Here is a 24,072-nt window from a genome sequence, read left to right on the forward strand (position 1 = left end):
CCATGCTGAACAGCCGCGAGGAACTCGACGACCGACTGCCGGGAGCGGCCAGGGCCTGGCTGGACGAAGCGCTCGCCGAGGCCGCTCACGCCGCCGCACACCCCGGCGCCGACAGCGGCAACCCGCCCTGGGAGCTGCGGTTCGCGTCGGCGGGAAGACACTGCGGCCTGGAGCACGCCGATTCCGTGCGCGCACTGCTGCTGCTCGAAGCCCGCGCGGGGCTGCCCGCCGTGACCAGGCTCTACGAGCAGGGCACCGCCGCCGAACGCCGCGCGGTCCTCCTCACCCTGCACCGCCTCGACCTCGGCGCCACCGCCCTCCCGCTCGTCGAGGACGCCCTGCGCACCAACGACACCCGGCTGGTCGCCGCGGCCGTCGGCCCGTACGGCGCTGCCCACCTCGACGCGCACGGCTGGCGGCACGCCGTCCTCAAGTGCCTCTTCACCGAGGTCCCCGTCGAAGCCCTCGACCGGCTCGGCGAACGTGCCCGCGGAGACACCGAACTCGCCCGAATGCTCGGCGACTTCGCGACCGAACGCACTGCCGCGGGGCGCCCCGTACCCGCCGGTCTGCGGACCGTTCTCGACCTCACGGCCCCGGCTCCCGCCACCACCCCCACGTCCACGGAGGAAACCCGATGAGGATCTTCGACCCCCACATCCACATGACCTCCCGCACCACGGACGACTACCAGGCGATGTACGACGCCGGGGTCCGCGCCCTCGTCGAACCCTCCTTCTGGCTCGGCCAGCCCCGCACCTCGCCCGCCAGCTTCTTCGACTACTTCGACGCCCTCCTGGGCTGGGAGCCCTTCCGCGCCTCCCAGTACGGCATCGCCCACCACTGCACCCTCGCCCTCAACCCCAAGGAGGCGAACGACCCCCGCTGCACCCCCGTCCTGGACGCCCTGCCCCGCTACCTCGTCAAGGACTCCGTCGTCGCCGTCGGTGAGATCGGCTACGACTCGATGACACCCGCCGAGGACAAGGCACTCGCCACCCAGCTGCAGCTCGCCGCCGACCACGGTCTTCCCGCGCTCGTGCACACCCCGCACCGCGACAAGCTCGCCGGCCTGCACCGCACCATCGACGTCATCCGTGAGTCGGCCCTCGCCCCCGAGCTGGTCCTGCTCGACCACCTCAACGAGACGACCGTGAAGGACGCGCTCGACAGCGGCTGCTGGGCCGGGTTCTCCATCTACCCGGACACCAAGATGGACGAGGACCGCATGGTCACGGTCCTGCGGAATCACGGCACCGACAGGATCCTCGTCAACTCCGCCGCCGACTGGGGGAAGAGCGACCCGCTGAAGACCCGCAAGGTCGCCGACACCATGCTGAAGGCCGGCTTCGACGAGGACGACGTCGACAAGGTCCTCTGGCGCAACCCCGTCGCCTTCTACGGGCAGAGCGGCCGGCTCCAGCTCGACCTCGACGCACCGGGCCCGCTCCACGAAGGCAACTCCATCCTCCGTGGCGGGGAGTGAACGATGCGCTTCCGCCACCCCGACGGCTCGACGGTGCACCTCGCCTACTGCACCAACGTGCACCCCGCCGAGACCCTCGAAGGGGTCCGCGCCCAGCTGCGCGACCACTGCGAACCCGTACGCAAACGGCTCGGCCGGGACCGGCTCGGCATCGGGCTCTGGCTCGCCAGGGACGCCGCCCGCGCCCTCATCAACGACCCCGCCGCCCTGCGCTCCCTGCGCGGCGAACTCGAACACCGCGGCCTCGAAGTGGTCACCCTCAACGGCTTCCCCTACGAGGGCTTCGGGGCCCAGGAGGTCAAGTACCGCGTCTACACACCGGACTGGACCGACCCCGAACGGCTCTCCCACACCACCGACCTGGCCCGGCTGCTCGCCGCGCTGCTCCCCGACGACGTCACCGAAGGCACCATCTCCACCCTGCCGATCGCCTGGCGCACCCCGTTCGCCGACGACCCCACGGCGGCGGTCACCGCGCGGAAGGCGTTCACCACGCTCGCGCAGCGGCTCGACGCCCTCGACGAGCTGACCGGCAAGGCCGTCAGGATCGGCCTCGAACCCGAACCCGGCTGCACCGTGGAGACCACCGCCGACGCCATCGGCCCCCTCACCGCCGTGGGTCACGCACGCATCGGCATCTGCGTCGACACCTGCCACCTCGCCACCTCCTTCGAGGACCCGGACACCGCCCTCGACGCCCTGAACGCGGCCGGGATCACCATCGCGAAGGCCCAGCTCTCCGCGGCACTGCACGCCGAACACCCCCATCTGCCCGAGGTGCGCGCCGCCCTGGGAGCCTTCGCGGAACCCCGCTTCCTGCACCAGACCCGCACCCTCACCGGTGCGGGCCTCCGCGGGACCGACGACCTCGACGAGGCGGTCTCCGGCGGCGCCCTCCCCGACAGCACCCCCTGGCGCTCCCACTTCCACGTCCCCCTGCACGCGCCGCCCGCGCCCCCGCTCACCTCCACACTCCCCGTGCTCCAGTCCGTGCTGAACCGGCTCGTCGGAGGTCCCGCACCCCTCACCCGGCACCTGGAGGTCGAGACGTACACCTGGCAGGCGCTCCCGGCCGAGCTGCGGCCGCGCACCCGCACCCAGCTCGCCGACGGCATCGCCGCCGAGCTCACCCTCGCCCGCGACCTCCTCGTCGACCTCGGACTCAAGGAGCTCCCATGACCGCACCCGGCGCCGGAACGCGCCCCACCCCGCTCCTCGTCCTCGACGTCGTCGGCCTCACCCCCCAGCTGCTCCAGCACATGCCCAATCTCCAGGCCATGGCCGGTGCCGGCGCGCAGGCGCCCCTCTCCACCGTCCTGCCCGCCGTCACCTGCGCCGCCCAGTCCACCTTCCTCACCGGCACCACCCCCTCCGAACACGGGATCGTCGCCAACGGCTGGTACTTCCGCGAGCTCGGCGACGTCCTCCTGTGGCGCCAGCACAACGGGCTCGTCGAAGGCGACAAGCTCTGGGACGCCGCCCGGCGCGCCCACCCCGGCTACACCGTCGCCAACATCTGCTGGTGGTACGCGATGGGCGCCGACACCGACTGGACCGTCACCCCCCGCCCCGTGTACTACGCCGACGGCCGCAAGGAGCCCGACTGCTACACCCGGCCCCCGGCGCTCCACGACGAACTGACCGAGAAACTGGGCACCTTCCCCCTCTTCCATTTCTGGGGTCCCGGCGCCGACCTCGTCTCCTCGCAGTGGATCATCGATGCCACCCGGCACATCCTCACCACCCGCAGCCCCGACCTGGCCCTCTGCTACCTCCCGCACCTCGACTACGACCTCCAGCGCTACGGCCCCGACGACCCCCGCTCCCACCGGGCAGCGGCCGACCTCGACCGCGCCGTGGCACCCCTGCTGGACGACGCCAGGGCCGAGGGCCGCACGGTCGTCGCCCTCTCCGAGTACGGCATCACCCGCGTCGACCGGCCCGTCGACATCAACCGGGCTCTGCGCCGCGCCGGACTCCTGGAGGTGCACACCCAGGACGGCATGGAGTACCTCGACCCGATGGCCTCCCGCGCCTTCGCGGTCGCCGACCACCAGCTCGCCCACGTCTACGTACGCCGGCCCGAGGACCTCGACGCGACCCGGGAAGCCCTCGCGGACCTCCCCGGCATCGCCGAACTCCTCGACGACGAGGGCAAGAAGGCCCACCACCTGGACCACCCCCGATCCGGCGAGCTCGTCGCCGTGGCGGAGAAGGACGCCTGGTTCACGTACTACTACTGGCTCGACGACGACCGCGCGCCCGATTTCGCGCAGCTCGTCGAGATCCACCGCAAACCGGGCTACGACCCCGTGGAGCTCTTCATGGACCCCCAGGACCCTTACGTCCGGGTCAAGGCCGCCTCGGCGGTCGCCCGCAAGAAACTCGGGATGCGCTACCGCATGGCGGTCGTCCCCCTGGATCCCTCACCTATCCGCGGCAGCCACGGCCGCCTGCCCACGAGCGACGACGAAGGTCCGCTCATCCTCTGCTCCACCCCCCATGCGTTCGACGGCCGTGTCCAGGCCACCGAAGTGAAGTCCTTGCTCCTCCAGCTTGCCGGACTGCACTGACAATCCGTCCCGCCCGCACGTTCACAGGGAGAATCGTGATCATGAGCCGCACCCCGAAGGACCCCGAGCTCGCGCGCAGACTCAGCCGCCGCAACGTCCTGGGCGTCGCCGCCGGAGCCACCGCCGCGACCCTCCTCAGCGGCGCCGCCGCCCAGGCGGCCGGCCCCCAGAGCGGCCACGGCCACGGACATGGCCACGGGCACGGCAAGGGCCGCGCCGTCCTGCCTCCGGGCCGCCTCGGCATCCAGCTCTACAGCCTCCGCGACAAGGTCTCCACCCTCGGCTTCGCCCCCGTCTTCGCCGAACTCGAGAAGTACGGCTACGACGAGATCGAGTTCGCCGGCTACACCCAGGGCTCGGCCGGCGCCATCAGCCTCGCCCAGCTCAAGAGGCTGGCCAAGGACCACGGGCTCAACCCCATCGGCAGTCACGTCAACTACTACGACGACAACAACCCCGACGCCTACTCCTTCGCGCAGAACCTCACCAAGGTCCTCGACGAGGCGGAGGCCCTCGGCCTCAAGCACATAGGCACCGCCTCCGGTCCGTTCCGCTACGGCGACACGGTCGACGGATGGAAGCGGGCCGCCGAGGACTTCAACACCTACGGCGCCGCCGCCCGCAAGCGCGGCATGAAGTTCTACCAGCACAACCACGCGGAGGAGTTCTCCTTCGCCACCGACAAGCCGAAGGTGCGTCTCTACGACGTCCTGCTCGCCGAGACCGACCCCGACCTGGTCTACCTCGAGATGGACATCTACTGGGCGTTCTGCGCCCAGTTCCGCTTCGGCAAGCGCGTGGACGGCACACCGGCCCCCTTCAACCCCATCGACTACGTGCTCAAGCAGCCCGACCGCTACCCGCTCTTCCACGTCAAGGACGGCACCCGCAACGACGCCGCCCGCGACGGCTACGACATGACGGACGTCGGTGACGGGGACATCGACTACAAGAACTTCCTGAGCCGGGTCACCGCCCGTACACACCGGGGCCGTACCTACCACCACTGGCAGACCGAGCACGACAGCCCGGTCGACTCCCTCGCCTTCGCGCGCAAGTCCAGTGAGCACCTGCACTCCCTCCGCGAGAGCCGCTGCGGGGACTGACGCCGGACGGCTCACACGCCTGGGGCCCGGTTCCGGGGAACCGGGCCCCACGCGTGTGCCGCGGTGTGCGGTCAGTCGGTCTCCCGGATCACCGGCGACGGGTCGGCCTTCACCAGTGAGTTGCCCTTCCGGTCGCGGCCGGGCGCTGCGAGGAACAGGGCGAGGAATCCCGCGAAGAACGAGATGCTGCCCGCCAGGATGAACGCGCCGTTGAGCCCCCACGCGTCGACGACCAGGAAGCCCATCCCCGCTCCGAGTCCGGAGACGAGCTTGGAGCTGTAGACCATGCCGTAGTTGGTGGCGTTGTTGTTCTCGCCGAAGTAGTCCGCGGTCATGGCCGCGAACATCGGGAAGATCGCGCCGCCCCCGAAACCGGAGATCGCGGAGAAGAGCAGGAACAGCGGCAGGCTCTTCATGTCGGCCGCCCAGATGATGCCGAACTGGGCGAGCCCCAGGATGACGCAGACGTAGAGCAGGCACTTCTTGCGGCCGTAGAGGTCGGAGAGCCAGCCGATGACGCCGCGCCCGGTGCCGTTGACGATCGCCTTGAGCGACATGGCGGTGGCCACGATCCCGGCCGCGAAGCCGGCGTCCTGGCCGATGTCGACCTGGAAGGCGATACCGAAGATGTTCACGCCGGAGGTACAGGCGAGGCAGCACCACATCAGCGCCACACGGCCGGTCTTCCAGGCTTCACCGGGGGAGTACTGCTTGACGGCCGGCGGGTTCTTCTCCAGTGCACGGCGGGCCCGTGGGTCCTCCGGCGGATTGAGCGGGTCGACCTCGGAGGGCCACCAGTTCTTCGGCGGGTCCCGGAAGAAGAAGCCGGCGCAGGCCACGAGGGCGGCGAGGAAGACACCCACCGAGACCAGGACCCACCTGAAGTTGGTGATGTCCATGAATCCGGTGAAGATGAAGACGAAGGGCACCGAACCGTAGGCGAAACCGCCGTTGACGAAGCCCGTCTTGCCGCCCCTGCGCTCCGGGTACCACTTGCCGACCATGTTGACGCAGGTGGCGTACACCATCCCCGCGCCCATGCCGGAGAACACGCTGAAACCGAGGTACGCGAAGATCACGTGCGGCGCGTACGCCAGCGACAGATAGCCGAGGAGCGTGCCCGCCGCGCCGAGCATCATCGCCCAGCGGGCCGGCAGTCTGCCGGTCTCCCGCAGTCTGCCCGCGGGCATCGCGACCGCGGCCTGGAAGAACACCCAGACGGTCATCATCCAGTAGATGTGGCCGCTGTCCCAGTTGTGCGCGTGGTGGAGTGTGTCCTCCGCCGACGCGAAGGCGTACTCGGCCGAGCTGATGCCCATCATGCCGACCCACGGCAGGATGACCATCCACTTGCGCTTGCGGCCCATGATGTCGATGTCGCTCTCGCCAAGGCGGTAGGTCCTGCCGTTGGCGTCCGTCACCTCCCTGAAGGGGACGGATGTGGAGATGTCTGTAGCAGTCATGGTCGATCGAACCCCTTGCGTGGAAGAAGTCTGGCCAGCGCCCCCTGCCCGTTCTCACTTCGCGCGGGGGTCCGCGGCCGAGCGGTACGCCGCAGACCCCGTGGTTCGAGCCGTCGTCATCAGGTCATCGGGCACCGCCCGACAACCCGGCGGCCCTGGCCCACCTGTACTTCGCGCCGAGTACGGCGACCGGCCGCTCCGTGGTGTACGGATACGCCACGACGCCCCTCTCGAACAGGTAGGCGCATGCCTCCTCGACCTCCGTGTCACCCGCCAGCGACGCCACCACGGGCTTCTCGATCCCGCGCGCCCGGAACTCCTCCACCACCCGCGCCGTGAGCTCCGCGAAGACCATCGGCGGGGTCACGATCGTGTGCCAGTAGCCCAGGACCAGCGCGTGGATCCGCGGATCCTCCATCCCCAGCCGGATCGTCGCCTCGTACGTCGACGGCGGCTCACCGCCCGTGATGTCGATCGGGTTCCCCGCCGCGCCGAACGGTGGGATGAACGCCTTGAACGCCGTGTCCAGGTCCGGCGGAATCTCCATCAGCGAGAGCCCGTTGTCGACGATCGCGTCCGACAGGAGCACCCCCGAACCCCCCGCCCCCGTGATGATCACGATGTTGTCGCCCTTGGGGGCCGGCAGCACGGGCAGCGCCCGTGCGTACTCCAGCATGTCCAGCAGCCCCGGAGCCCGGATCACCCCCGCCTGCCGCAGGATGTCGTCGTACACGGCGTCGTCCCCGGCCAGCGCGCCCGTGTGGGAACCCGCCGCCCTGGCGCCCGCACTCGTACGGCCCGCCTTGAGGACCACGACGGGCTTCTTCGGCACGGTCGCCCGCGCCGCCTCCACGAACGCCCGCCCGTCCTTCAGGTCCTCCAGGTGCATCGCGATACACTCGGTGTTCGGGTCCTCGCCGAACCAGGTCAGCAGGTCGTCCTCGTCGATGTCCGACTTGTTGCCGAGTCCGACGATCGCCGACACCCCCGTCCTCGTCGACCGCGCGAAGCCCAGGATCGCCATGCCGATGCCACCCGACTGCGAGGTCAGAGCCACCGAACCCTTGACGTCGTACGGGGTGCAGAACGTGGCGCAGAGGTCCTGCCACGTCGAGTAGTAGCCGTAGATGTTCGGCCCGAGGAGCCGCACACCGAGCTCCTCGCCGATCGCCACGATCTCGTCCTGGAGGGCCTGTTCACCCGTCTCGGCGAAGCCGGACGGGATCAGCACCGCGTTGGGGATCCCCTTGCGGCCCACCTCCCGGAGCGCCGACGCGACGAACTTGGCGGGTATCGCGAAGACCGCCACATCCACCTCACCGGGAACGTCGGTGACACTCTTGTACGCCTTGCGGCCGAGAATGTCATCGGCCTTGGGGTTCACCGGATGGATCTCGCCCGCGAAACCGCCGTCGATGAGGTTGCGCATCACCGAATTGCCGATCTTGCCCTGCTCGTTGGACGCGCCGATGACCGCGACGGAACGCGGCTCCATCAGCCGGCGCATCGACACGAGGATCTCCTCCCGGCTGTAGCGCCGCCGCGCTTTCACCTCCTCGGTCGTCAGCAGGATCCGGATGTCGGCGGCGACAGCACCGTCCGGAGACGCGATGACGGGGTTGAGGTCGACCTCCGCGATCTCCGGGAAGTCCGTGACCAGCTGGGAGACCCGCCGGATCTGTTCCGCCAGCGCCCACCGGTCCACGGCCGGCGCTCCGCGCACCCCCTTGAGGATCTCCGCGGCGCCGATCGAGTCGAGCATCGACCGCGCCTCGTCCGCCGTCACCGGTGCCAGCCGGAAGGTGATGTCCTTGAGCACCTCGACCAGGACACCGCCCAGGCCGAACGCCACCACCTTCCCGAACGTGGGGTCGGTGACCGCCCCGACGATGACCTCCTGGCCGGGCGGCACGAGCTGCTGCACCTGTACGCCTTCGATCCGCGCGTCGGCCGCGTAGGCCTTCGCGTTCTTCACGACGGTGCAGAACGCCGCGCGCACCTCCTTGGCGCCCGACACACCGACCACGACGCCGCCCGCATCCGTCTTGTGCAGGATGTCGGGGGAGACGATCTTGAGGACCACCGGTCCGCCGAGCCGGTCGGCCAGCGCCACCGCCTCGTCCACGTCCCGGGCCAGGCCCTCGCCCGGCACCGCGATCCCGTACGCGTCGGCGACGACCTTCCCCTCCGGCGCGGTGAGCGCGCTGCGCCCCTCGCCCCGGACGCGGTCGAGAAGTGTCCTGACGCGCTCATGCTCCTGGTTCTCGACTGTTCCGGCCATGCTCAGATGACTCCGTTCGTCTTGAGAAGCCGCAGTTCCTCGTCACCCAGGCCCAGTTCGCCGACATAGACCTCCGCGTTGTGTTCACCGAGCAGCGGGGAGGTGACGATGTCGACGGGGGAGTCGGACAGCTTCAGCGGGCTGCCGACGGTGGTGAAGGTGCCCCGCTCGGGGTGCTCCACGCGGACCACCATCTCGTTCGCCGCGAGGGACTCGTCCTCGACGATCTCCTTCGTGGAGAGGATCGGACCGCACGGGATGTTGTGCGCGTTGAGCTGTTCCAGGACGTCCCACTTGGGGAGCGTCGCCGACCACTCCTCGATCAGCTGGAACATCTTGCCGAGCTTCGGCAGCCGGGACTCGGGCGTCGCCCACTCGGGGTCGTCCGCCAGCTCCGGCCGGCCGATCAGCGCGGACAGGGGCTTCCAGCCGACCGGCTGCACGATGACGTACACGTAGTCGTTGGGGCCGCCCGGCGCGCACTTGACCGCCCAGCCCGGCTGGCCGCCGCCGCTGGCGTTGCCGCTGCGCGGCACCTCGTCGGCGCCGGCGGTGTCCTGCGCGTTCGGGTACTCGGCGAGCGGCCCGTGCTCCAGCCGCTGCTGGTCGCGCAGCTTGACCCGGCACAGGTTGAGCACCGCGTGCTGCATCGCCACGTTCACCCGCTGGCCGCGCCCGGTGTTCTCGCGCTGGTAGAGGGCGGCGAGGATGCCGGCGACCGCGTGGATCCCCGTGCCCGAGTCACCGATCTGGGCGCCGGTGGCGAGCGGCGGGCCGTCCGCGAATCCGGTGGTGGACATCGAGCCGCCCATGGCCTGCGCGACGACCTCGTACGCCTTGAAGTTGGTGTACGGGCCCTCGCCGAAGCCCTTGATGGAGGCGTAGACGATCCGGGGGTTGATCTCCTGGATCCGCTCCCAGGTGAACCCCATGCGGTCCACGGCGCCCGGGCCGAAGTTCTCCACCATCACGTCGCTGCGGCGGATGAGCTCGGTGAGGATCTCCTTGCCGCGCTCGCTCTTGGTGTTGAGGGTGATGCTCCGCTTGTTGCAGTTGAGCATCGTGAAGTAGAGGGAGTCGACGTCGGGCAGATCGCGCAACTGCTTGCGGGTGATGTCGCCGCCCGGCGCCTCCAGCTTGACCACGTCCGCCCCGAGCCAGCCGAGCAGCTGGGTGGCGGAGGGACCGGACTGTACGTGCGTCATGTCGAGGACGCGCACGCCCTCAAGAGCCTTGGTCATGCCAACCGCTCCTCTGTCACTTGTACATGGTCTGGTTCATCGTTCCGGGGGCGTACGCGTCCGGGTCGACCCAGACGTTGATGAGCGAGGGCAGACCCGACTCGCGGGCCCTGCGCAGCGCGGGTGCGATGTCGGCGGGGTCGCGCACCTCTTCGCCGTAACCGCCCAGCATCTGCGCGAACTTGTCGTAGTGGACATCGCCGAGGGTGTTGCCGACCCGCTCGCGCTCGTCGCCGTACTTGGCTTTCTGGCCGTAGCGGATCTGGTTCATCGAGGAGTTGTTGCCCACGATGCCGACGAAGGGCAGGTTGTAGCGGACCAGCGTCTCGAAGTCCCATCCGGTGAGGGAGAACGCGCCGTCGCCGAACAGCGCCACGACCTCCTTGTCGGGCCTGGCCTGCTTGGCGGCGAGCACGAAGGGCACTCCGACCCCGAGCGTGCCGAGCGGGCCCGGGTCCATCCAGTGGCCCGGGGTGCGGGGCTGGACGACCTGCCCGGAGAAGGTGACGATGTCGCCGCCGTCCCCTATGTAGATGGAGTCCTCGGTCAGGAAGTCGTTGATCTCGCTCACCAGCCGGTAGGGGTGGATGGGTGAGGCGTCCGACTTCAGCTGGGGGAGCCGCTTCTCGATCGACACCTGCTCGGCGGCCCGCAGCTCGTCCAGCCACGCCTTGCGCAGAGCGGAACCGCCGTTGATCCGGCCGCTCGCGGCCTCCGTGACCGCCTTCAGGACGAGCGACGCGTCACCGACGATCCCGAGGTCGACGTCGCGGTTCTTGCCCACCGTGCGGTAGTCCAGGTCGATCTGGACGACGGTGGCGGCCGGGGAGAGCCGCTTGCCGTAGCCCATCCGGAAGTCGAAGGGGGTCCCCACGATCACGATCAGGTCGGCGTTGGAGAAGGCGTAACGGCGCGAGAGCTGGAAGTGGTGCGGATCGCCGGGCGGGAGGGTGCCGCGGCCCGCCCCGTTCATGTAGGCCGGGATGTTGAGCGTCCGGACGAGCTCGGTGGCGGAGTCCGTCGCGCGGGTCGTCCAGACCTGACTGCCCAGCAGGATGGCGGGCTTCTCGGCGTGGACGAGCAGATCGGCGAGTTTCTCGATGTCGGCCGGGTCACCCGCCCCCCGGGTGGACGCACGGTATCGCCCAGCCTCGGGGACCCGCGCCCGGTCCGCCGGGACCTTCGCGTCCAGAACGTCGCGCGGGATCTCCAGGAACGACGGTCCGGGCGCCCCGTGGTAGCACTCCCGGAACGCCATCGACACCATGTCCGCCGCCCGCGCGGTGTCCGGCACGGTGGCCGCGAACTTGGTGATCGGCGTCATCATGTCGACGTGCGGAAGGTCCTGGAGCGAGCCCATCTTGTGCTGGGTGTGGGCTCCCTGACCACCGATAAGCAGCATCGGTGACTCGGCGCGGAAGGCGTTGGCGACGCCCGTGACGGCGTCGGTCGTGCCGGGGCCGGCGGTGACGACTGCGCACCCCGGCTTCCCGGTGATCCGGGCGTAGCCGTCGGCCGCGTGGGCGGCCACCTGCTCGTGCCGCACGTCGACGACTTCGATGCCCTCGTCGACGCAGCCGTCGTAGATGTCGATGATGTGGCCGCCACAGAGGGTGTAGATGCGTTCCACCCCCTCCGCCTTGAGTGCCTTGGCGACCAAGTGCCCACCGGAGATGAGGTTCTGGCTGTCCTGGCTGTCCTCGGGCATGGCGATGTCCTGTCCCTTCGTAGGGGGGTGCGGGAGCCGTTCCGCCGCTCTCGCGGTACATTGCATACAGTCGACGAATACTGTATGAAGCTTGTTATCCCGCATCCGGTGGGTGGTGTCCAGGGGGCGAGCGGCACTTTCACAATCGGCACGATCGGGAGTGGCTATGGATCTGTACGAGCACCAGGCAAGGCAACTCTTCGCGGACCACGGCATCGCCGTACCGGACGCCGAGGTCGTGGACCACCCGTCCGCGGTGCACGCCGCGGCCGAACGGCTCGGCGGCCGTGTCGTCGTCAAAGCGCAGGTCAAAGTGGGGGGCCGGGGCAAGGCCGGCGGGGTGAAGGTCGCCGCCGACCCCGCGGCGGCCGTCGTCACCGCGCGCGGGATCCTCGGCATGGACATCAAGGGCCACCTCGTCCGGACCGTGATGCTCGCTCAGCCGGTCGACATCGAGGCGGAGTTCTACGTCAGCTACGTCCTGGACCGGGCCGCCGGAACCTTCATCGCCATCGCGTCGGCTGAGGGCGGCATGGACATCGAGGAGGTCGCCGCCACCCGTCCGGAGGCCGTGGCCCGGATCCCCGTGGACCCGGCCGAGGGGGTCACAGCGGCCGAGGCGGCTCGGATCGCGGAGGCCGCCTCGCTCCCGCCGGAGACCGCGCCCGTGCTCCAGGCGCTGTGGCGGGTGCTCACCCAGGAGGACGCCCTGCTCGTCGAGGTCAATCCGCTGGTCCGCACCACGGACGGCCGGATCCTCGCTCTGGACGGCAAGGTCACCCTGGACGACAACGCCGCCTTCCGGCAGAGCCGTCGGGGTGCGGACACCACCGACCCCCACGGGGACCCGCTGGAGGCCGCGGCCGCCGCCAAGGGGATCGACTACGTCAGGCTCGACGGTGAGGTCGGCATCATCGGCAACGGCGCCGGACTCGTCATGTCCACCCTTGACGTGGTCGCCGGCTGCGGCGCACGCCCGGCCAACTTCCTCGACATCGGGGGAGGGGCCTCGGCCCAGGTCATGGCCGACGGGCTGACGGTCATCCTCTCCGACCCGTCCGTGAAATCCGTCTTCGTGAACGTGTTCGGCGGCATCACCGCCTGCGACGCGGTCGCCGACGGGATCGTCCAGGCCCTCGACTCGGTCCACCTGACGAAACCGCTGGTCGTCCGCCTCGACGGCAACAGCGCGGCACGCGGCAGGGCGATCCTCGACGACCGTGCGCACCCGATGGTCCAGCAGGTCACCACGATGGACGGCGCGGCCGACCGAGCAGCCCGACTCGCCCTGGGAGGGCACTGATCATGGCCATCTTCCTCAGCAAGGAGAGCAAGGTCCTCGTCCAGGGCATGACCGGCGCCGAGGGCATGAAGCACACCAGGAGGATGCTCGCCGCGGGCACGCAGATCGTCGGCGGCGTCAATCCGCGCAAGGCCGGCCGCACCGTGGACCTCGACGACCGTACGGTCCCGGTCTTCGGCTCCGTACGCGACGGCATGGACGCCACCGGCGCCGACGTCACCGTCGTCTTCGTCCCGCCGCCCTTCGCCAGGGCGGCCGTCGTCGAGGCGGCGGACGCGGGCATCGGCCTGGCCGTGGTCATCACCGAGGGCATCCCCGTCCACGACGCCGTGGCCTTCCACGCCCACGCGAAGGCCCGCGGCACACGTGTCCTGGGACCCAACTGCCCCGGGCTGATCAGCCCGGGGCAGTCGAACGCAGGCATCATCCCCGCCGACATCGCGACGGAGCCCGGCCGCATCGGCCTGGTCTCCAAGTCGGGCACGCTCACCTACCAGCTGATGCACGAGCTGCGCGACACGGGCTTCTCGACGGCGGTGGGCATCGGCGGAGACCCGGTGATCGGGACGACGCACATCGACTGCCTGACGGCCTTCGAGAACGACCCGGACACCGAGCTGATCGTCCTGATCGGTGAGATCGGCGGCGACGCGGAGGAACGTGCCGCGGCCCACATCGCCCAGCACATCACCAAACCCGTGGTCGGCTACATCGCCGGCTTCACGGCGCCCGAGGGCAAGACCATGGGCCACGCCGGAGCGATCGTCTCCGGATCGAGCGGCACGGCCGCGGCGAAGAAGGAGGCGCTGGAAGCGGCGGGAGTCGCCGTGGGCGCCACGCCGACGGAAACGGCCCGCCTGGCAGAGATCAGGCTGCGCGCGTAAGCAAGCCCCTCGGGGGTCCCCCGGACGAAGTCCGGGGAAGATCGAGGACCGGGGTCCGGGGCGGAGCCCCGGTTACGGGGAGGGGCGGGCAGGGGAGCAGGCCCGCCGCAGGCGCCCCGCCCGCCCCGCGCCACCCGCACCCCCGTCACCGCCCGCGCCACCCGAACCCCGCACCCAGAGCGGAGACCCCATGCCACAGACGCCCGTACGGACCTCAGCCCCCGCCCCGCTCACCCTCAAACCAGGAACCGCCTGGCAGGACGCCTGGAACCGCTGCCTCACCACCGCCCCCGAGGCCTTCGAGGAGGACGGCGCCCGCAACCTCTGGGCCGCCACCTGGCACCGGGACGGCCGCACCCTCCCCGCCACCAGCCCCATCGACGGCACGCCCATCACAGGCCCGCCCCGCCTGGACGCGGACACCGCCCGACAGGCGGTACGAGCGGCTCTCGACGCCCACCGCGCCTGGCGCCACATCCCGCTCCCCGAACGCCGTGCCCGCGTGTCGGCCACCCTCGACGCCCTCACCGAGCACCGAGAGCTCCTCGCCCTCCTCCTGGTCTGGGAGATCGGCAAGCCCTGGCGCCTCGCCCAGGCCGACGTGGACCGCGCCATCGACGGCGTCCGGTGGTACGTCGACCACAGCGACCGCCTCCTGGCCGGCCGCACCCCGCTCGGGGGCCCGGTCTCCAACATCGCCAGCTGGAACTACCCCATGTCCGTCCTGGTCCACGCCATGCTCGTACAGGCGCTGGCCGGCAACGCCGTGATCGCCAAGACCCCCACCGACGGCGGCGTCTCCTGCCTCACCCTGGCGTGCGCGCTCGCCGCCCGTGAAGGCGTTCCGCTCACCCTCCTCAGCGGCAGCGGAAGCGACCTGTCGGAACCGCTCGTCCGGTCGGCCGAGATCGGCTGCGTCTCCTTCGTCGGCGGCCGGGACACCGGCGCCCGGATCGCCACGGCCGTCGCCGACCTCGGCAAGCGGCACATCCTGGAACAGGAGGGACTCAACACCTGGGGCATCTGGAACCACACGGACTGGCCGTCCCTCACCGCGGTCGTCCCGAAGCTCTTCGACTACGGCAAGCAGCGCTGCACGGCCTACCCCCGCTTCGTCGTCCAGCGCACGCTCTTCGCGGACTTCCTGGCGGCCTACCTCCCCGCCGTACGGTCTCTGCGCACCGGGCACCCCCTCGCCGTGGAGCACCCCTCCGACCCCCTTCCCGTACTGGACTTCGGCCCCCTGATCAACGCCACCAAGGCCAAGGAACTGCACGACCAGGTCACCGAGGCCATCGACCGCGGGGCCGTCCCCCTCCACCAGGGCTCCGCGGCGGACGCCCGCTTCCTCCCGGGCCAGGACACCAGCGCGTACCTCCACCCGGTCACGCTCCTCAACCCGCCCCCGGCCTCCCCGCTGCACCACGCGGAACCCTTCGGCCCGGTCGACACGATCGTCCTGGTCGACACCGAGGCCGAGCTCCTCGCCGCCATGAACGCGTCCAACGGCGCCCTGGTCGCCACCCTGTCCACCGACGACCCGGCGACGTACGAGCGACTCGCCCCGCAGATCCGCGCCTTCAAGACCGGTCACGGCACGCCCCGTTCCCGCGGCGACCGCGAGGAACTCTTCGGCGGCTTCGGAGGGTCCTGGCGAGGCGCCTTCGTGGGCGGCGAACTCCTCGTACGGGCCGTGACCGAGGGCCCGCCGGGGGAGCGGCTGCCGGGCAACTTCCCCGATTACCACCTCATGCCTTGACCGAGGGTGGTGGCCCCGCGCCGCGGGGCCACCACCTGCCGAGCCGCTACAGCACGCCCGCCTCCCGCGCCGTCCACACCGACGGGACCAGCGGGCGATAGCCCAGTTCATGACGGATACGGGCCGTCGACATCACCCCGTGCCAGGGATCAGGGACGTCCCTGTCGAGCGCGTCCCGCGGCACCGGCAGCCCGTGGAACTCGAAGAGGTCGACCATGGTGACCGGGGCGTCGTCGGCGATGTTGTAGGCGCCGTGCGCGCCTGGCGCGTACAGCAGCCGCCGCAGGCCCTGCGCCACGTCCACGTGGTGGCCCATGTGCAGGCGCTGCATGGCCGGCCACTTCGGCGCGTACTCCATCACGTCCGCGAGATGCGGGTCCCCATCGCCGTACACGAAGGGCAGACGTGCGATGCGGAGGTCGCTCAGGCCCTCCATGGATCCGAGCGCCTGCTCCGCCTCCCACTTGGACTCCGGGTAGGCGCCCCACATGTGGGCGCCGGGCACCGTCTCGTCGCTCTCCACCAGCGCCCTGCCCCGCCCCGCGCCGTACACGAGCCCGGTGCTGACCTGGACGAACCGCCGTACGCCGGAGGCCACCGAGGCCCGGCCGAGCTCGACGGCCGCGTCGCGGTTCACCGCCCGCGCCTCCTCGTCCGGCACCCCGCGGAACGCGGCGGCGACGTTCACCACCGTGTCCACACCGGCCGTCGCCCTGCCGAGCACCTCCTCGTCGCGCAGATCGCCGACCAGCACCTGCGCGCCCAGCTCGGCGAACCGCTCGCCACGTGCCGCGTCGCGCACCAGGACCCGCACCTCGTCGCCGGCCGCCGCGCCCTGAAGCAGCCGCGGCACGAACCGTCGCCCGACCTGGCCCGTCGCCCCTGTCACCAAAGTCAGCATGGCCGCCTCCTCGTTTTCGTAGCCATGGGTCCACCGTGCGGGAGCCGCGGCGGTGGCGGGAGAGACGCGTCTGTCCAGGGACCGGCACTCCCTGGATACGGTTCCGGATCCGAGGGATCCTGAACGGCGTGGACAGAACAGAACTCGCCGACTTCCTCCGTCGCGCCCGTGCCCGCCTGGCCCCCGGCGACGTGGGCCTGAGCGCGGGCGCACGGCGCCGCACCCCGGGTCTGCGCCGCGAGGAGGTGGCGCAGCTCGCCGGGATGTCCACGGACTACTACACACGGCTGGAACAGCGCCGCGGCTCCCACCCCTCGCGCCAGCTGCTCACCGCCCTCGCCCGCGCCCTGCGGCTCACGGACACGGAGCGCGACCACCTGTTCCACCTGGCCGGGGAGGAGCCGCCCCGGCCGGGAGGCTCCTCCGGCCACGTCCGCCCGGGACTGCTGCTGATCCTGGACCGGCTGCACGACCTCGCCGCGATGGTGGTGAGCGACTGGGGCGAGGTGCTCGCGCAGAACACCTTGGCGGTGGCCCTGGGCGGCGGTGACCACACCGGGTCGAATCTGATCCGCCGCTGGTTCACGGTGCCGGGTGCACGGGAGCTGTCCCCGCCCGAATACCAGGAGCAGCACTCCCGCGCGCACGCGGCGAGCCTGCGGGCCGTCGTCGGGGCCCGCCCCGACGACCCGGGCCCGGCCGCGCTCGTGGCTGAACTCCGTGCCGTGTCGGAGGAGTTCGAAGCGCTGTGGAAGTCGCACGATCTCGTGGCGCGCCGTCCGTCGCCGAAGCGGTTCCTGCACCCGGTGGTCGGCCTCCTCGACCTCGACTGCGAAGTGCTGCTGAGTGACGGCCACAGTCAGCAGCTCGTGGTGCATTCGGCGCAGCCGGGCACACCGACGTACGAGCGCCTCGAACTGCTGCGGGTCATAGGCCTCCAGGACCTGAGTCCCAGCTCGCAGGAGTAGTCCCCGGGCCGGTCACCCGATGCCCTGGCGGTCCGGGCGCAGCGCGAACGCCCGCCCGGCCGCCTCGGGCACCGTGCGTTCCACCGCTTCGACGAGGAGTACGCGGTGCCTGAGCAGCGGCGGTCTCCGCTCCTCGGAGGCGAGCAGCAACAGGTCGTCGAACCCGGCCAGCATCCGCCGCGTGACCTGGGGGCTCGCGGCGGCGCACCACCGGATCTCCTCGAAGGCGAGGTCGACGAGGTCCGTCCACCCCGGCACGTGCTGGACGAGCCGTACGTGCCCCTGCCGGTCCCGGTGGTGCAGCGGGGTGAGCGGCAGACGCACGGCGACGGCCAGGTACTCCACGATCCGGTCGAGACACTGCACGGCGGTGGTCGGATCGTTCACCGAGGACGACAGGGCACGCAGCGCGATGTCGGACAGCTGCCGCAGACCGAACGCGGGGTCCTGGAACAGGGCGCGTTCGACCCCGACGGAGACCGTGTGGCGCAAGGCGTGCCGGGACGGAGCCGTCCCGCCGTGCACGGCCAGCACCGGTGTCCCCGGCACCAGGAAGTCGCCGGTCCGGGGCACCAGCCGCAGCACGACTCCGTGCCGACGCGCGGCCCTCACCAGCCGTGCCACCGCCACACCTCGCAGCACCCCCGCGCGCTCCAGGTGCGCCACGCGCGCGGTGACGGGCCCGAGGGACGGCTCGTCCACCACCCCTTCCGGCTGCCGGGCGAGCGCGCGGAGCGATTCACGGGCGATGTGGTCCAGGACGGGCCCGACCTGCATCAGCCTCAGGGTGGAGGAGACGTAGGCGACGAACAGCAGCAGGCTCAGTCCGACCAGCCCGAGCGTCACCAGGCTCTGGAGCAGAGGTGCCGACGTCACCCGGCGGGGATCGGGTTCCGGCCCGCCCTCGTAAGAGGTCAGCACCAGGAGCGAGAACGCGAAGGTCGCGAGGAACACCGTCAGCGTGAGCTTGCTGATCCTGCTCCGTACGAAGATCCGGACGACGCGCGGGGTGAGCTGTCCGCTCGCCATCTGCACCGCCACCAGCGAGATGCTGAACACGACACCGATGAACGTCATCATCGCGGAGCTGACCGTGGTGACGATCGTGCGGGCGTCCCCGGCGAACGTGAGAAGGTCCCCGAGCTCCTCGTAAGCTCCCTCCTCCTTGAGATAGGCGACGATCCAGGTGTCCAGCTCGGAGAGGGCCAGCCACAGAACGAAGGCACCGACGAGCCCCGCCGCCGGCGCGCACCAGAAGGTGTCCCGCAGCCGCTCCCGCACGGAGGCCAGGGCGCGGGGTGGCCGCGGGACGGATGCACTCGGGCCGCTCTTGCTGCTCCTGCCGCTCTTGCCGCTCATGCCCGCGAAGGTAGCCCGGCAGCACGCGGCGTACACGGTGCGCCACGGAGTGTGCGCATCGTGACGACAGGGGTGCCGGGTGCGGGCCCGTACCGCACTGACCACCTGAAACGCAGGTGAGAGGCACCCCGAACCCCTGGTATTGTTTCCTTTGTCGCCACGGGGAGGACCCCGGAACGACAGACACCTTGTCCGGGTGGCGGAATGGCAGACGCGCTAGCTTGAGGTGCTAGTGCCCTTTATCGGGCGTGGGGGTTCAAGTCCCCCCTCGGACACCAGCGAAGACCCCAGTTCATCTGGGGTCTTTTTGCGTTCTGCGACCTGCGGCTCCGCGTTCCGGTCCGGAGCCCCGGTCCGTGTGTCCGCTGCGCGGGGGTCGCGCATCACGATCCGGTCACGTCCACCGTCTATGGGGTTGTTTTCCGCCATGTAATCGATTCCAATCTTCCGTGTAATCGATTCCACGGCTGGTTCCGCTGGTTTCGAGGCTACGGAAACCACAAGGAGGTGGTCCCGGAAATGGCGAGCATCAAGGACGTCGCGGCCCAGGCAGGAGTCTCTGTCGCCACGGTCTCCCGCGTCCTCAACAGCCATCCCTCCGTCAGCCCGGACGCACGCAGACGCGTCCTCGCCGCCGTCGACGCCCTCGGCTACCGGCCCAACGCCGTGGCCCGCTCGCTGCGCACCGACCAGACCCGCACGCTCGGCCTCGTCATCAGCGACGTGCTCAATCCGTACTTCACCGCGCTGGCCCGCTCCGTCGAGGAGGAGGCGCGCGGACTCGGCTACAGCGTGATCATCGGCAACGCCGACGAGCGGCTCGAACAGCAGGACCACCACGTCCGTACGCTCCTGGACCGCAGGATCGACGGGCTCCTGGTCTCACCCGCCGACGGCGAGTCCCCACTGCTGCTGGACGTGGCGCGCACCGGCACCCCGATGGTCTTCGTCGACCGCTGGATCCCCGGGGTGGACATCCCCGTCGTGCGCGCGGACGGGCACCGGGCCATCCAGGACCTGGTCGCCCACCTGTACGCCCTCGGCCACAGCAGGCTCGCCATCATCGCGGGCCCGGCCGCCACCACCACCGGCGACGAACGCGTCGGGGCCTTCCGGGAAGCGATGCGGGCCCACGGACTCGCCCTGCCTGACGCCTACATCGGGCAGGGCGACTTCCAGGCCGAGAGCGGCCGGCGGGCCACCGAGAACTTCCTGTCGCTGCCCGAACCGCCCGAGATCGTGTTCGCCGCCGATAACCTCATGGCGCTCGGCGCCCTGGACGCGATCCGCGCACGCGGCCTGCGTGTCCCCGAGGACATCGGGATCGCGGCCTTCGACGACATCCCGTGGTTCCTCCACACCGCCCCGCCGATCACCGCGATCGCCCAGCCGACCGGCGACCTCGGCCGGGCCGCCGTGCGCGCGCTGATCGACATCGTCGAGGGCCGCCCCCCGCAGTCCGTGACCTTGCCCGCCCGCCTCGTCGTACGCGGCTCCTGCGGCGAGCGACCCTTCACCTCCGGGAGCAACGAGTGAGCGAATCAGTCGAGTTGCTGCGCATCGAAGGCGTACGCAAGACCTTCCCCGGTGTGGTCGCCCTGGACAGCGTCGACTTCGACCTGCGCAGCGGCGAAGTGCACGTCCTCCTCGGTGAGAACGGCGCGGGCAAGAGCACCCTCATCAAGATGCTCTCCGGCGCCTACCGCCCGGACCGCGGCCGGATCTTCGCCGGCGGCCAGGAGGTGCGCATCCACGGAGCGCAGGACGCCGAGAAGCTCGGGATCGCCACGATCTACCAGGAGTTCAACCTGGTCCCCGATCTCACCGTCGCCGAGAACATCTTCCTGGGCCGCCAGCCGCGCCGCTTCGGCATGATCGACCGCGGGCGCATGGAGGCCGACGCCGAGGTGCTCCTGCGCCGCGTCGGCCTGCACGTCTCGCCCAGGGCAAGGGTCCGTGAACTGGGCATCGCCCGGCTGCAGATGGTCGAGATCGCGAAGGCGCTCAGCCTGGACGCACGTGTCCTGATCATGGACGAGCCGACGGCGGTCCTCACCTCCGAGGAGGTCGACAAGCTCTTCGCGATCGTGCGGCAGCTGCGCGCGGACGGCGTCGGCGTCGTCTTCATCACCCACCACCTCGACGAGATCGCCGCACTCGGCGACCGCGTCACCGTCCTGCGCGACGGCCGCAGCATCGACCAGGTGCCCGCCTCGACACCGGAGGCGGAGCTCGTCCAGCTCATGGTGGGGCGCAGCATCGACCAGCAGTACCCGCGCGAACGCCCGGAAACGGGGACGTCGTTGCTCTCCGTACGCGGGCTCACCCGGGACGGGGTGTTCCACGACATCAGCTTCGACGTCAAGGCAGGTGAGGTCGTCGGCCTCGCCGGGCTCGTCGGAGCGGGCCGCACCGAGGTCGCACGCGCCGTCTTCGGCGCGGACCCCTACGACGCAGGCACCGTCGACGTACGCGGCGAGCGCCTCGCCAAGCACGATGTGACCGCCGCCATGGGCGCCGGGATCGGCCTCGTGCCCGAGGACCGCAAGGGCCAGGGCCTCGTGCTCGACGCCTCGGTCCAGGAGAACCTCGGCCTGGTCACCCTCCGCTCGGCGACCCGCTCCGGCATCGTCGACGTCAAGGGCCAGCGCACCGCCGCGGCCCGGATCGCCGAGCAGCTCGGCGTACGCATGGCGGGCCTCGGCCAGCACGTCCGTACCCTCTCCGGCGGCAACCAGCAGAAGGTCGTCATCGGGAAGTGGCTCCTGGCCGACACCCGGGTGCTGATCCTCGACGAGCCGACCCGTGGCATCGACGTCGGCGCGAAGGTCGAGATCTACCAGCTCATCAACGAGCTGACGGCCTCCGGCCACGCCGTCCTGATGATCTCCAGCGATCTTCCCGAGGTCCTCGGCATGAGCGACCGGGTCCTGGTCATGGCCCAGGGCCGTATCGCCGGAGAACTCCCCGCCCATGAAGCCACCCAGGACGCGGTGATGGCCCTCGCCGTCAGCGCCGCGCCGGTGATCGCCCCCGACAAGCACGCAGAGCACACAGAGAACGCAGAGGAGAGCCCCCGTGGCCACTGACACGCATCCGAGCAAGACGGGCGCGGGCGGCGCCGGACACACCCTCCGCCGCCTCCTGCTCGACAACGGCGCACTCAGCGCGCTGGTCGTCCTCCTGGTGGCGATGTCGCTGCTCTCCGGCGACTTCCTCACCACCCAGAACCTGCTGAACGTCGGTGTCCAGGCCGCGGTGACCGCGATCCTCGCGTTCGGTGTCACCTTCGTCATCGTCTCGGCGGGCATCGACCTCTCCGTCGGTTCGGTCGCGGCGCTCTCCGCCACCGTCCTCGCCTGGTCGGCGACGTCCGCGGGTGTTCCCGTCTGGCTCGCGGTCATCATCGCCGTGGCCACCGGCATCGCCTGCGGCTTCGTCAGCGGCGCCCTCGTCGCCTACGGCAAGCTGCCGTCGTTCATCGCGACGCTGGCCATGCTGTCGGTGGCCCGCGGTCTCTCCCTGGTGATCTCCCAGGGACGGCCGATCCCCTTCCCCGACTCCGTCTCCGTCCTCGGTGACACGCTCGGCGGCTGGCTGCCCGTACCCGTCCTCGTGATGATCGCGATGGGCCTGATAGCGGCACTCATCCTGGCCCGCACCTACATCGGCCGTTCCATGTACGCCATCGGCGGCAACGAGGAAGCGGCCCGGCTGTCCGGACTGCGCGTCAAGAAGCAGAAGCTGGCCATCTACGCCCTCTCCGGCCTCTTCGCCGCCGTGGCCGGTATCGTCCTCGCCTCCCGCCTGGTCTCCGCACAGCCGCAGGCGGCCCAGGGGTACGAACTCGACGCGATCGCCGCGGTCGTCATCGGCGGCGCCAGCCTCGCGGGCGGCGTCGGCAAGGCGTCCGGCACCCTGATCGGCGCACTGATCCTCGCGGTGCTGCGCAACGGCCTCAACCTCCTGTCCGTGTCCGCCTTCTGGCAGCAGGTCGTCATCGGCGTCGTCATCGCCCTCGCGGTGCTGCTGGACACGCTGCGCCGCAAGGCCGGGTCCGGCGCGTCCGGAGGCGGCGCGTCCGCCGCGCCGGGATCACCCGGAAAGGGCCGCAAGGGCGCGATGCGGCTGGGCGTCGCGGTGGTCTGCCTGGCCGCCGTCATCGCCGCCGTGACCTTCTTCAAGTCCGGTTCCTCCGGCACCACCACCAAGGTGGGCATGTCGCTCTCCACCCTGAACAACCCCTTCTTCGTCCAGATGAAGGAAGGCGCGCAGCAGGAGGCCGAGAAGGCGGGGATCGACCTCACCGTCACCGACGCCCAGAACGACGCCTCGCAGCAGGCCAACCAGCTGGAGAACTTCACCAGCTCCGGGGTGGACTCCGTCATCGTCAACCCGGTGGACTCCGACGCGGTCGGCCCCGGTGTCCGCAACGCCAACAAGGCGGACATCCCGGTCGTCGCAGCGGACCGGGGGGTCAACAAGGCGGAGACGGCGACACTCGTCGCCTCCGACAACGTCGCGGGCGGCAAGCTCGCCGCGAAGACGCTCGCCGACCGACTCGGCGGCAAGGGCGGCATCATCGTTCTCCAGGGCACCGCCGGCACCTCCGCCAGCCGTGAGCGCGGCGCGGGCTTCGCCGCCGGCATGAAGGCGTACCCCGACATCAAGGTCGTGGCGACCCAGCCGGCCGACTTCGACCGCACCAAGGGCCTGGACGTCATGACCAACCTGCTCCAGTCCCACCCGGGCGTCAACGGCGTCTTCGCCGAGAACGACGAGATGGCGCTCGGCGCGGTCAAGGCACTGGGCAGCAAGGCCGGGAAGTCCGTCCCGGTCGTCGGCTTCGACGGAACCCCGGACGGCCTGAAGGCGGTCGAGGCGGGCACGCTGTACGCCTCCGTGGCCCAGCAGCCCGGCGAACTGGGAAAGATCGCCGTACAGAACGCGATCAAGGCGGCCGACGGCAAGAAGATCGCCGACATGGTGAAGGTGCCGGTCAAGGTCGTCACCCGGCAGAACGTCGCCGACTTCTCCTGA

Annotated in this window: 18 protein-coding genes and 1 tRNA gene; 13 read left to right on the forward strand and 6 right to left on the reverse strand. The window is 70.6% G+C overall.

Annotation, left to right across the window (positions count from 1 at the left end; all coding sequences use genetic code 11):
* Nucleotides 1–2: 2 nt before the first annotated feature.
* Genes ACZ32T_RS13390 through ACZ32T_RS13410 form a run of 5 tightly spaced genes read left to right on the forward strand, consistent with a single transcriptional unit; the run spans nt 3 to nt 5,165 of the window.
* The gene (locus tag ACZ32T_RS13390; RefSeq protein WP_467366850.1) at nt 3–641 is read left to right on the forward strand and encodes an EboA domain-containing protein; all 639 of its coding nucleotides are present in this window, start codon (nt 3–5) and stop codon (nt 639–641) included.
* Nucleotides 638–1,486, forward strand: coding sequence for a TatD family hydrolase (locus ACZ32T_RS13395; protein WP_467269919.1), 849 nt, complete (start codon nt 638–640; stop codon nt 1,484–1,486). The genes ACZ32T_RS13390 and ACZ32T_RS13395 overlap by 4 nt, the downstream gene beginning before the upstream one ends.
* 3 nt (nt 1,487–1,489) lie before the next feature.
* Nucleotides 1,490–2,665: a metabolite traffic protein EboE gene (gene eboE, locus ACZ32T_RS13400; protein WP_467366852.1), complete on the forward strand. Its 1,176-nt coding sequence runs from the start codon at nt 1,490–1,492 to the stop codon at nt 2,663–2,665.
* On the forward strand, nt 2,662–4,059 hold the full coding sequence (locus ACZ32T_RS13405; protein WP_467366854.1) for an alkaline phosphatase family protein: 1,398 nt from the start codon (nt 2,662–2,664) through the stop codon (nt 4,057–4,059). Before eboE ends, ACZ32T_RS13405 begins: the two co-directional genes overlap by 4 nt.
* 41 nt (nt 4,060–4,100) lie before the next feature.
* Complete coding sequence (locus ACZ32T_RS13410; RefSeq protein WP_467269925.1) at nt 4,101–5,165, forward strand: sugar phosphate isomerase/epimerase family protein; 1,065 nt, start codon at nt 4,101–4,103, stop codon at nt 5,163–5,165.
* 71 nt (nt 5,166–5,236) lie between these two features.
* Here the strand turns inward: ACZ32T_RS13410 and ACZ32T_RS13415 are convergent, their stop codons facing one another.
* From ACZ32T_RS13415 to ACZ32T_RS13430, 4 genes are all read right to left on the reverse strand, one after another.
* Nucleotides 5,237–6,628 carry an OFA family MFS transporter gene (locus tag ACZ32T_RS13415; RefSeq protein WP_467269926.1) on the reverse strand — a complete coding sequence of 464 codons (1,392 nt, stop codon included), beginning with the start codon at nt 6,626–6,628 and terminating at the stop codon, nt 5,237–5,239.
* A gap of 124 nt (nt 6,629–6,752) precedes the next feature.
* On the reverse strand, nt 6,753–8,909 hold the full coding sequence (locus tag ACZ32T_RS13420) for an acetate--CoA ligase family protein (RefSeq protein ID WP_467366856.1): 2,157 nt from the start codon (nt 8,907–8,909) through the stop codon (nt 6,753–6,755).
* A gap of 2 nt (nt 8,910–8,911) precedes the next feature.
* A complete protein-coding gene (gene frc / locus ACZ32T_RS13425) occupies nt 8,912–10,150 on the reverse strand; it encodes a formyl-CoA transferase (RefSeq protein ID WP_356713345.1) in 1,239 nt (412 codons plus the stop codon).
* A gap of 16 nt (nt 10,151–10,166) precedes the next feature.
* Entirely contained in the window at nt 10,167–11,858 is a 1,692-nt protein-coding gene (locus ACZ32T_RS13430) for a thiamine pyrophosphate-binding protein (RefSeq protein ID WP_356713343.1), read from the reverse strand.
* A 166-nt stretch (nt 11,859–12,024) separates the two neighbouring features.
* Here ACZ32T_RS13430 and sucC point away from each other — a divergent pair, with 166 nt between their 5' ends.
* From sucC to ACZ32T_RS13445, 3 genes are all read left to right on the forward strand, one after another.
* A complete protein-coding gene (gene sucC, locus ACZ32T_RS13435; RefSeq protein ID WP_467366858.1) occupies nt 12,025–13,161 on the forward strand; it encodes an ADP-forming succinate--CoA ligase subunit beta in 1,137 nt (378 codons plus the stop codon).
* A 2-nt stretch (nt 13,162–13,163) separates the two neighbouring features.
* Nucleotides 13,164–14,045, forward strand: a complete 882-nt coding sequence (gene sucD / locus ACZ32T_RS13440; protein ID WP_467366861.1) for a succinate--CoA ligase subunit alpha — start codon at nt 13,164–13,166, stop codon at nt 14,043–14,045.
* Nucleotides 14,046–14,235: 190 nt separating this feature from the next.
* Nucleotides 14,236–15,804, forward strand: a complete 1,569-nt coding sequence (locus ACZ32T_RS13445; RefSeq protein WP_467366863.1) for an aldehyde dehydrogenase family protein — start codon at nt 14,236–14,238, stop codon at nt 15,802–15,804.
* A gap of 46 nt (nt 15,805–15,850) precedes the next feature.
* Here the strand turns inward: ACZ32T_RS13445 and ACZ32T_RS13450 are convergent, their stop codons facing one another.
* Nucleotides 15,851–16,705, reverse strand: a complete 855-nt coding sequence (locus tag ACZ32T_RS13450; RefSeq protein WP_467366865.1) for an NAD-dependent epimerase/dehydratase family protein — start codon at nt 16,703–16,705, stop codon at nt 15,851–15,853.
* A gap of 128 nt (nt 16,706–16,833) precedes the next feature.
* On the opposite strand from ACZ32T_RS13450, the gene ACZ32T_RS13455 reads away from it, so the two are divergent.
* Nucleotides 16,834–17,673 (forward strand): helix-turn-helix transcriptional regulator, encoded by an 840-nt coding sequence (locus ACZ32T_RS13455; protein ID WP_467269940.1) that lies wholly within the window; start codon nt 16,834–16,836, stop codon nt 17,671–17,673.
* A gap of 12 nt (nt 17,674–17,685) precedes the next feature.
* On the opposite strand, the gene ACZ32T_RS13460 is transcribed toward ACZ32T_RS13455, so the two are convergent.
* Nucleotides 17,686–19,032 carry a DUF2254 domain-containing protein gene (locus tag ACZ32T_RS13460; RefSeq protein ID WP_467269941.1) on the reverse strand — a complete coding sequence of 449 codons (1,347 nt, stop codon included), beginning with the start codon at nt 19,030–19,032 and terminating at the stop codon, nt 17,686–17,688.
* A gap of 190 nt (nt 19,033–19,222) precedes the next feature.
* Between ACZ32T_RS13460 and ACZ32T_RS13465 the strand changes: the two genes are divergently transcribed.
* The 4 genes from ACZ32T_RS13465 to ACZ32T_RS13480 all read left to right on the forward strand — a co-directional run bounded on the left by ACZ32T_RS13465 (nt 19,223) and on the right by ACZ32T_RS13480 (nt 24,072).
* Nucleotides 19,223–19,310, forward strand: a tRNA-Leu gene (locus ACZ32T_RS13465).
* A 241-nt stretch (nt 19,311–19,551) separates the two neighbouring features.
* On the forward strand, nt 19,552–20,568 hold the full coding sequence (locus tag ACZ32T_RS13470) for a LacI family DNA-binding transcriptional regulator (protein WP_467366867.1): 1,017 nt from the start codon (nt 19,552–19,554) through the stop codon (nt 20,566–20,568).
* The gene (locus ACZ32T_RS13475) at nt 20,565–22,121 is read left to right on the forward strand and encodes a sugar ABC transporter ATP-binding protein (protein WP_467366869.1); all 1,557 of its coding nucleotides are present in this window, start codon (nt 20,565–20,567) and stop codon (nt 22,119–22,121) included. Before ACZ32T_RS13470 ends, ACZ32T_RS13475 begins: the two co-directional genes overlap by 4 nt.
* The gene (locus ACZ32T_RS13480) at nt 22,111–24,072 is read left to right on the forward strand and encodes an ABC transporter permease/substrate-binding protein (RefSeq protein ID WP_467366871.1); all 1,962 of its coding nucleotides are present in this window, start codon (nt 22,111–22,113) and stop codon (nt 24,070–24,072) included. Before ACZ32T_RS13475 ends, ACZ32T_RS13480 begins: the two co-directional genes overlap by 11 nt.

This window comes from Streptomyces sp. NPDC023573, assembly GCF_055559735.1.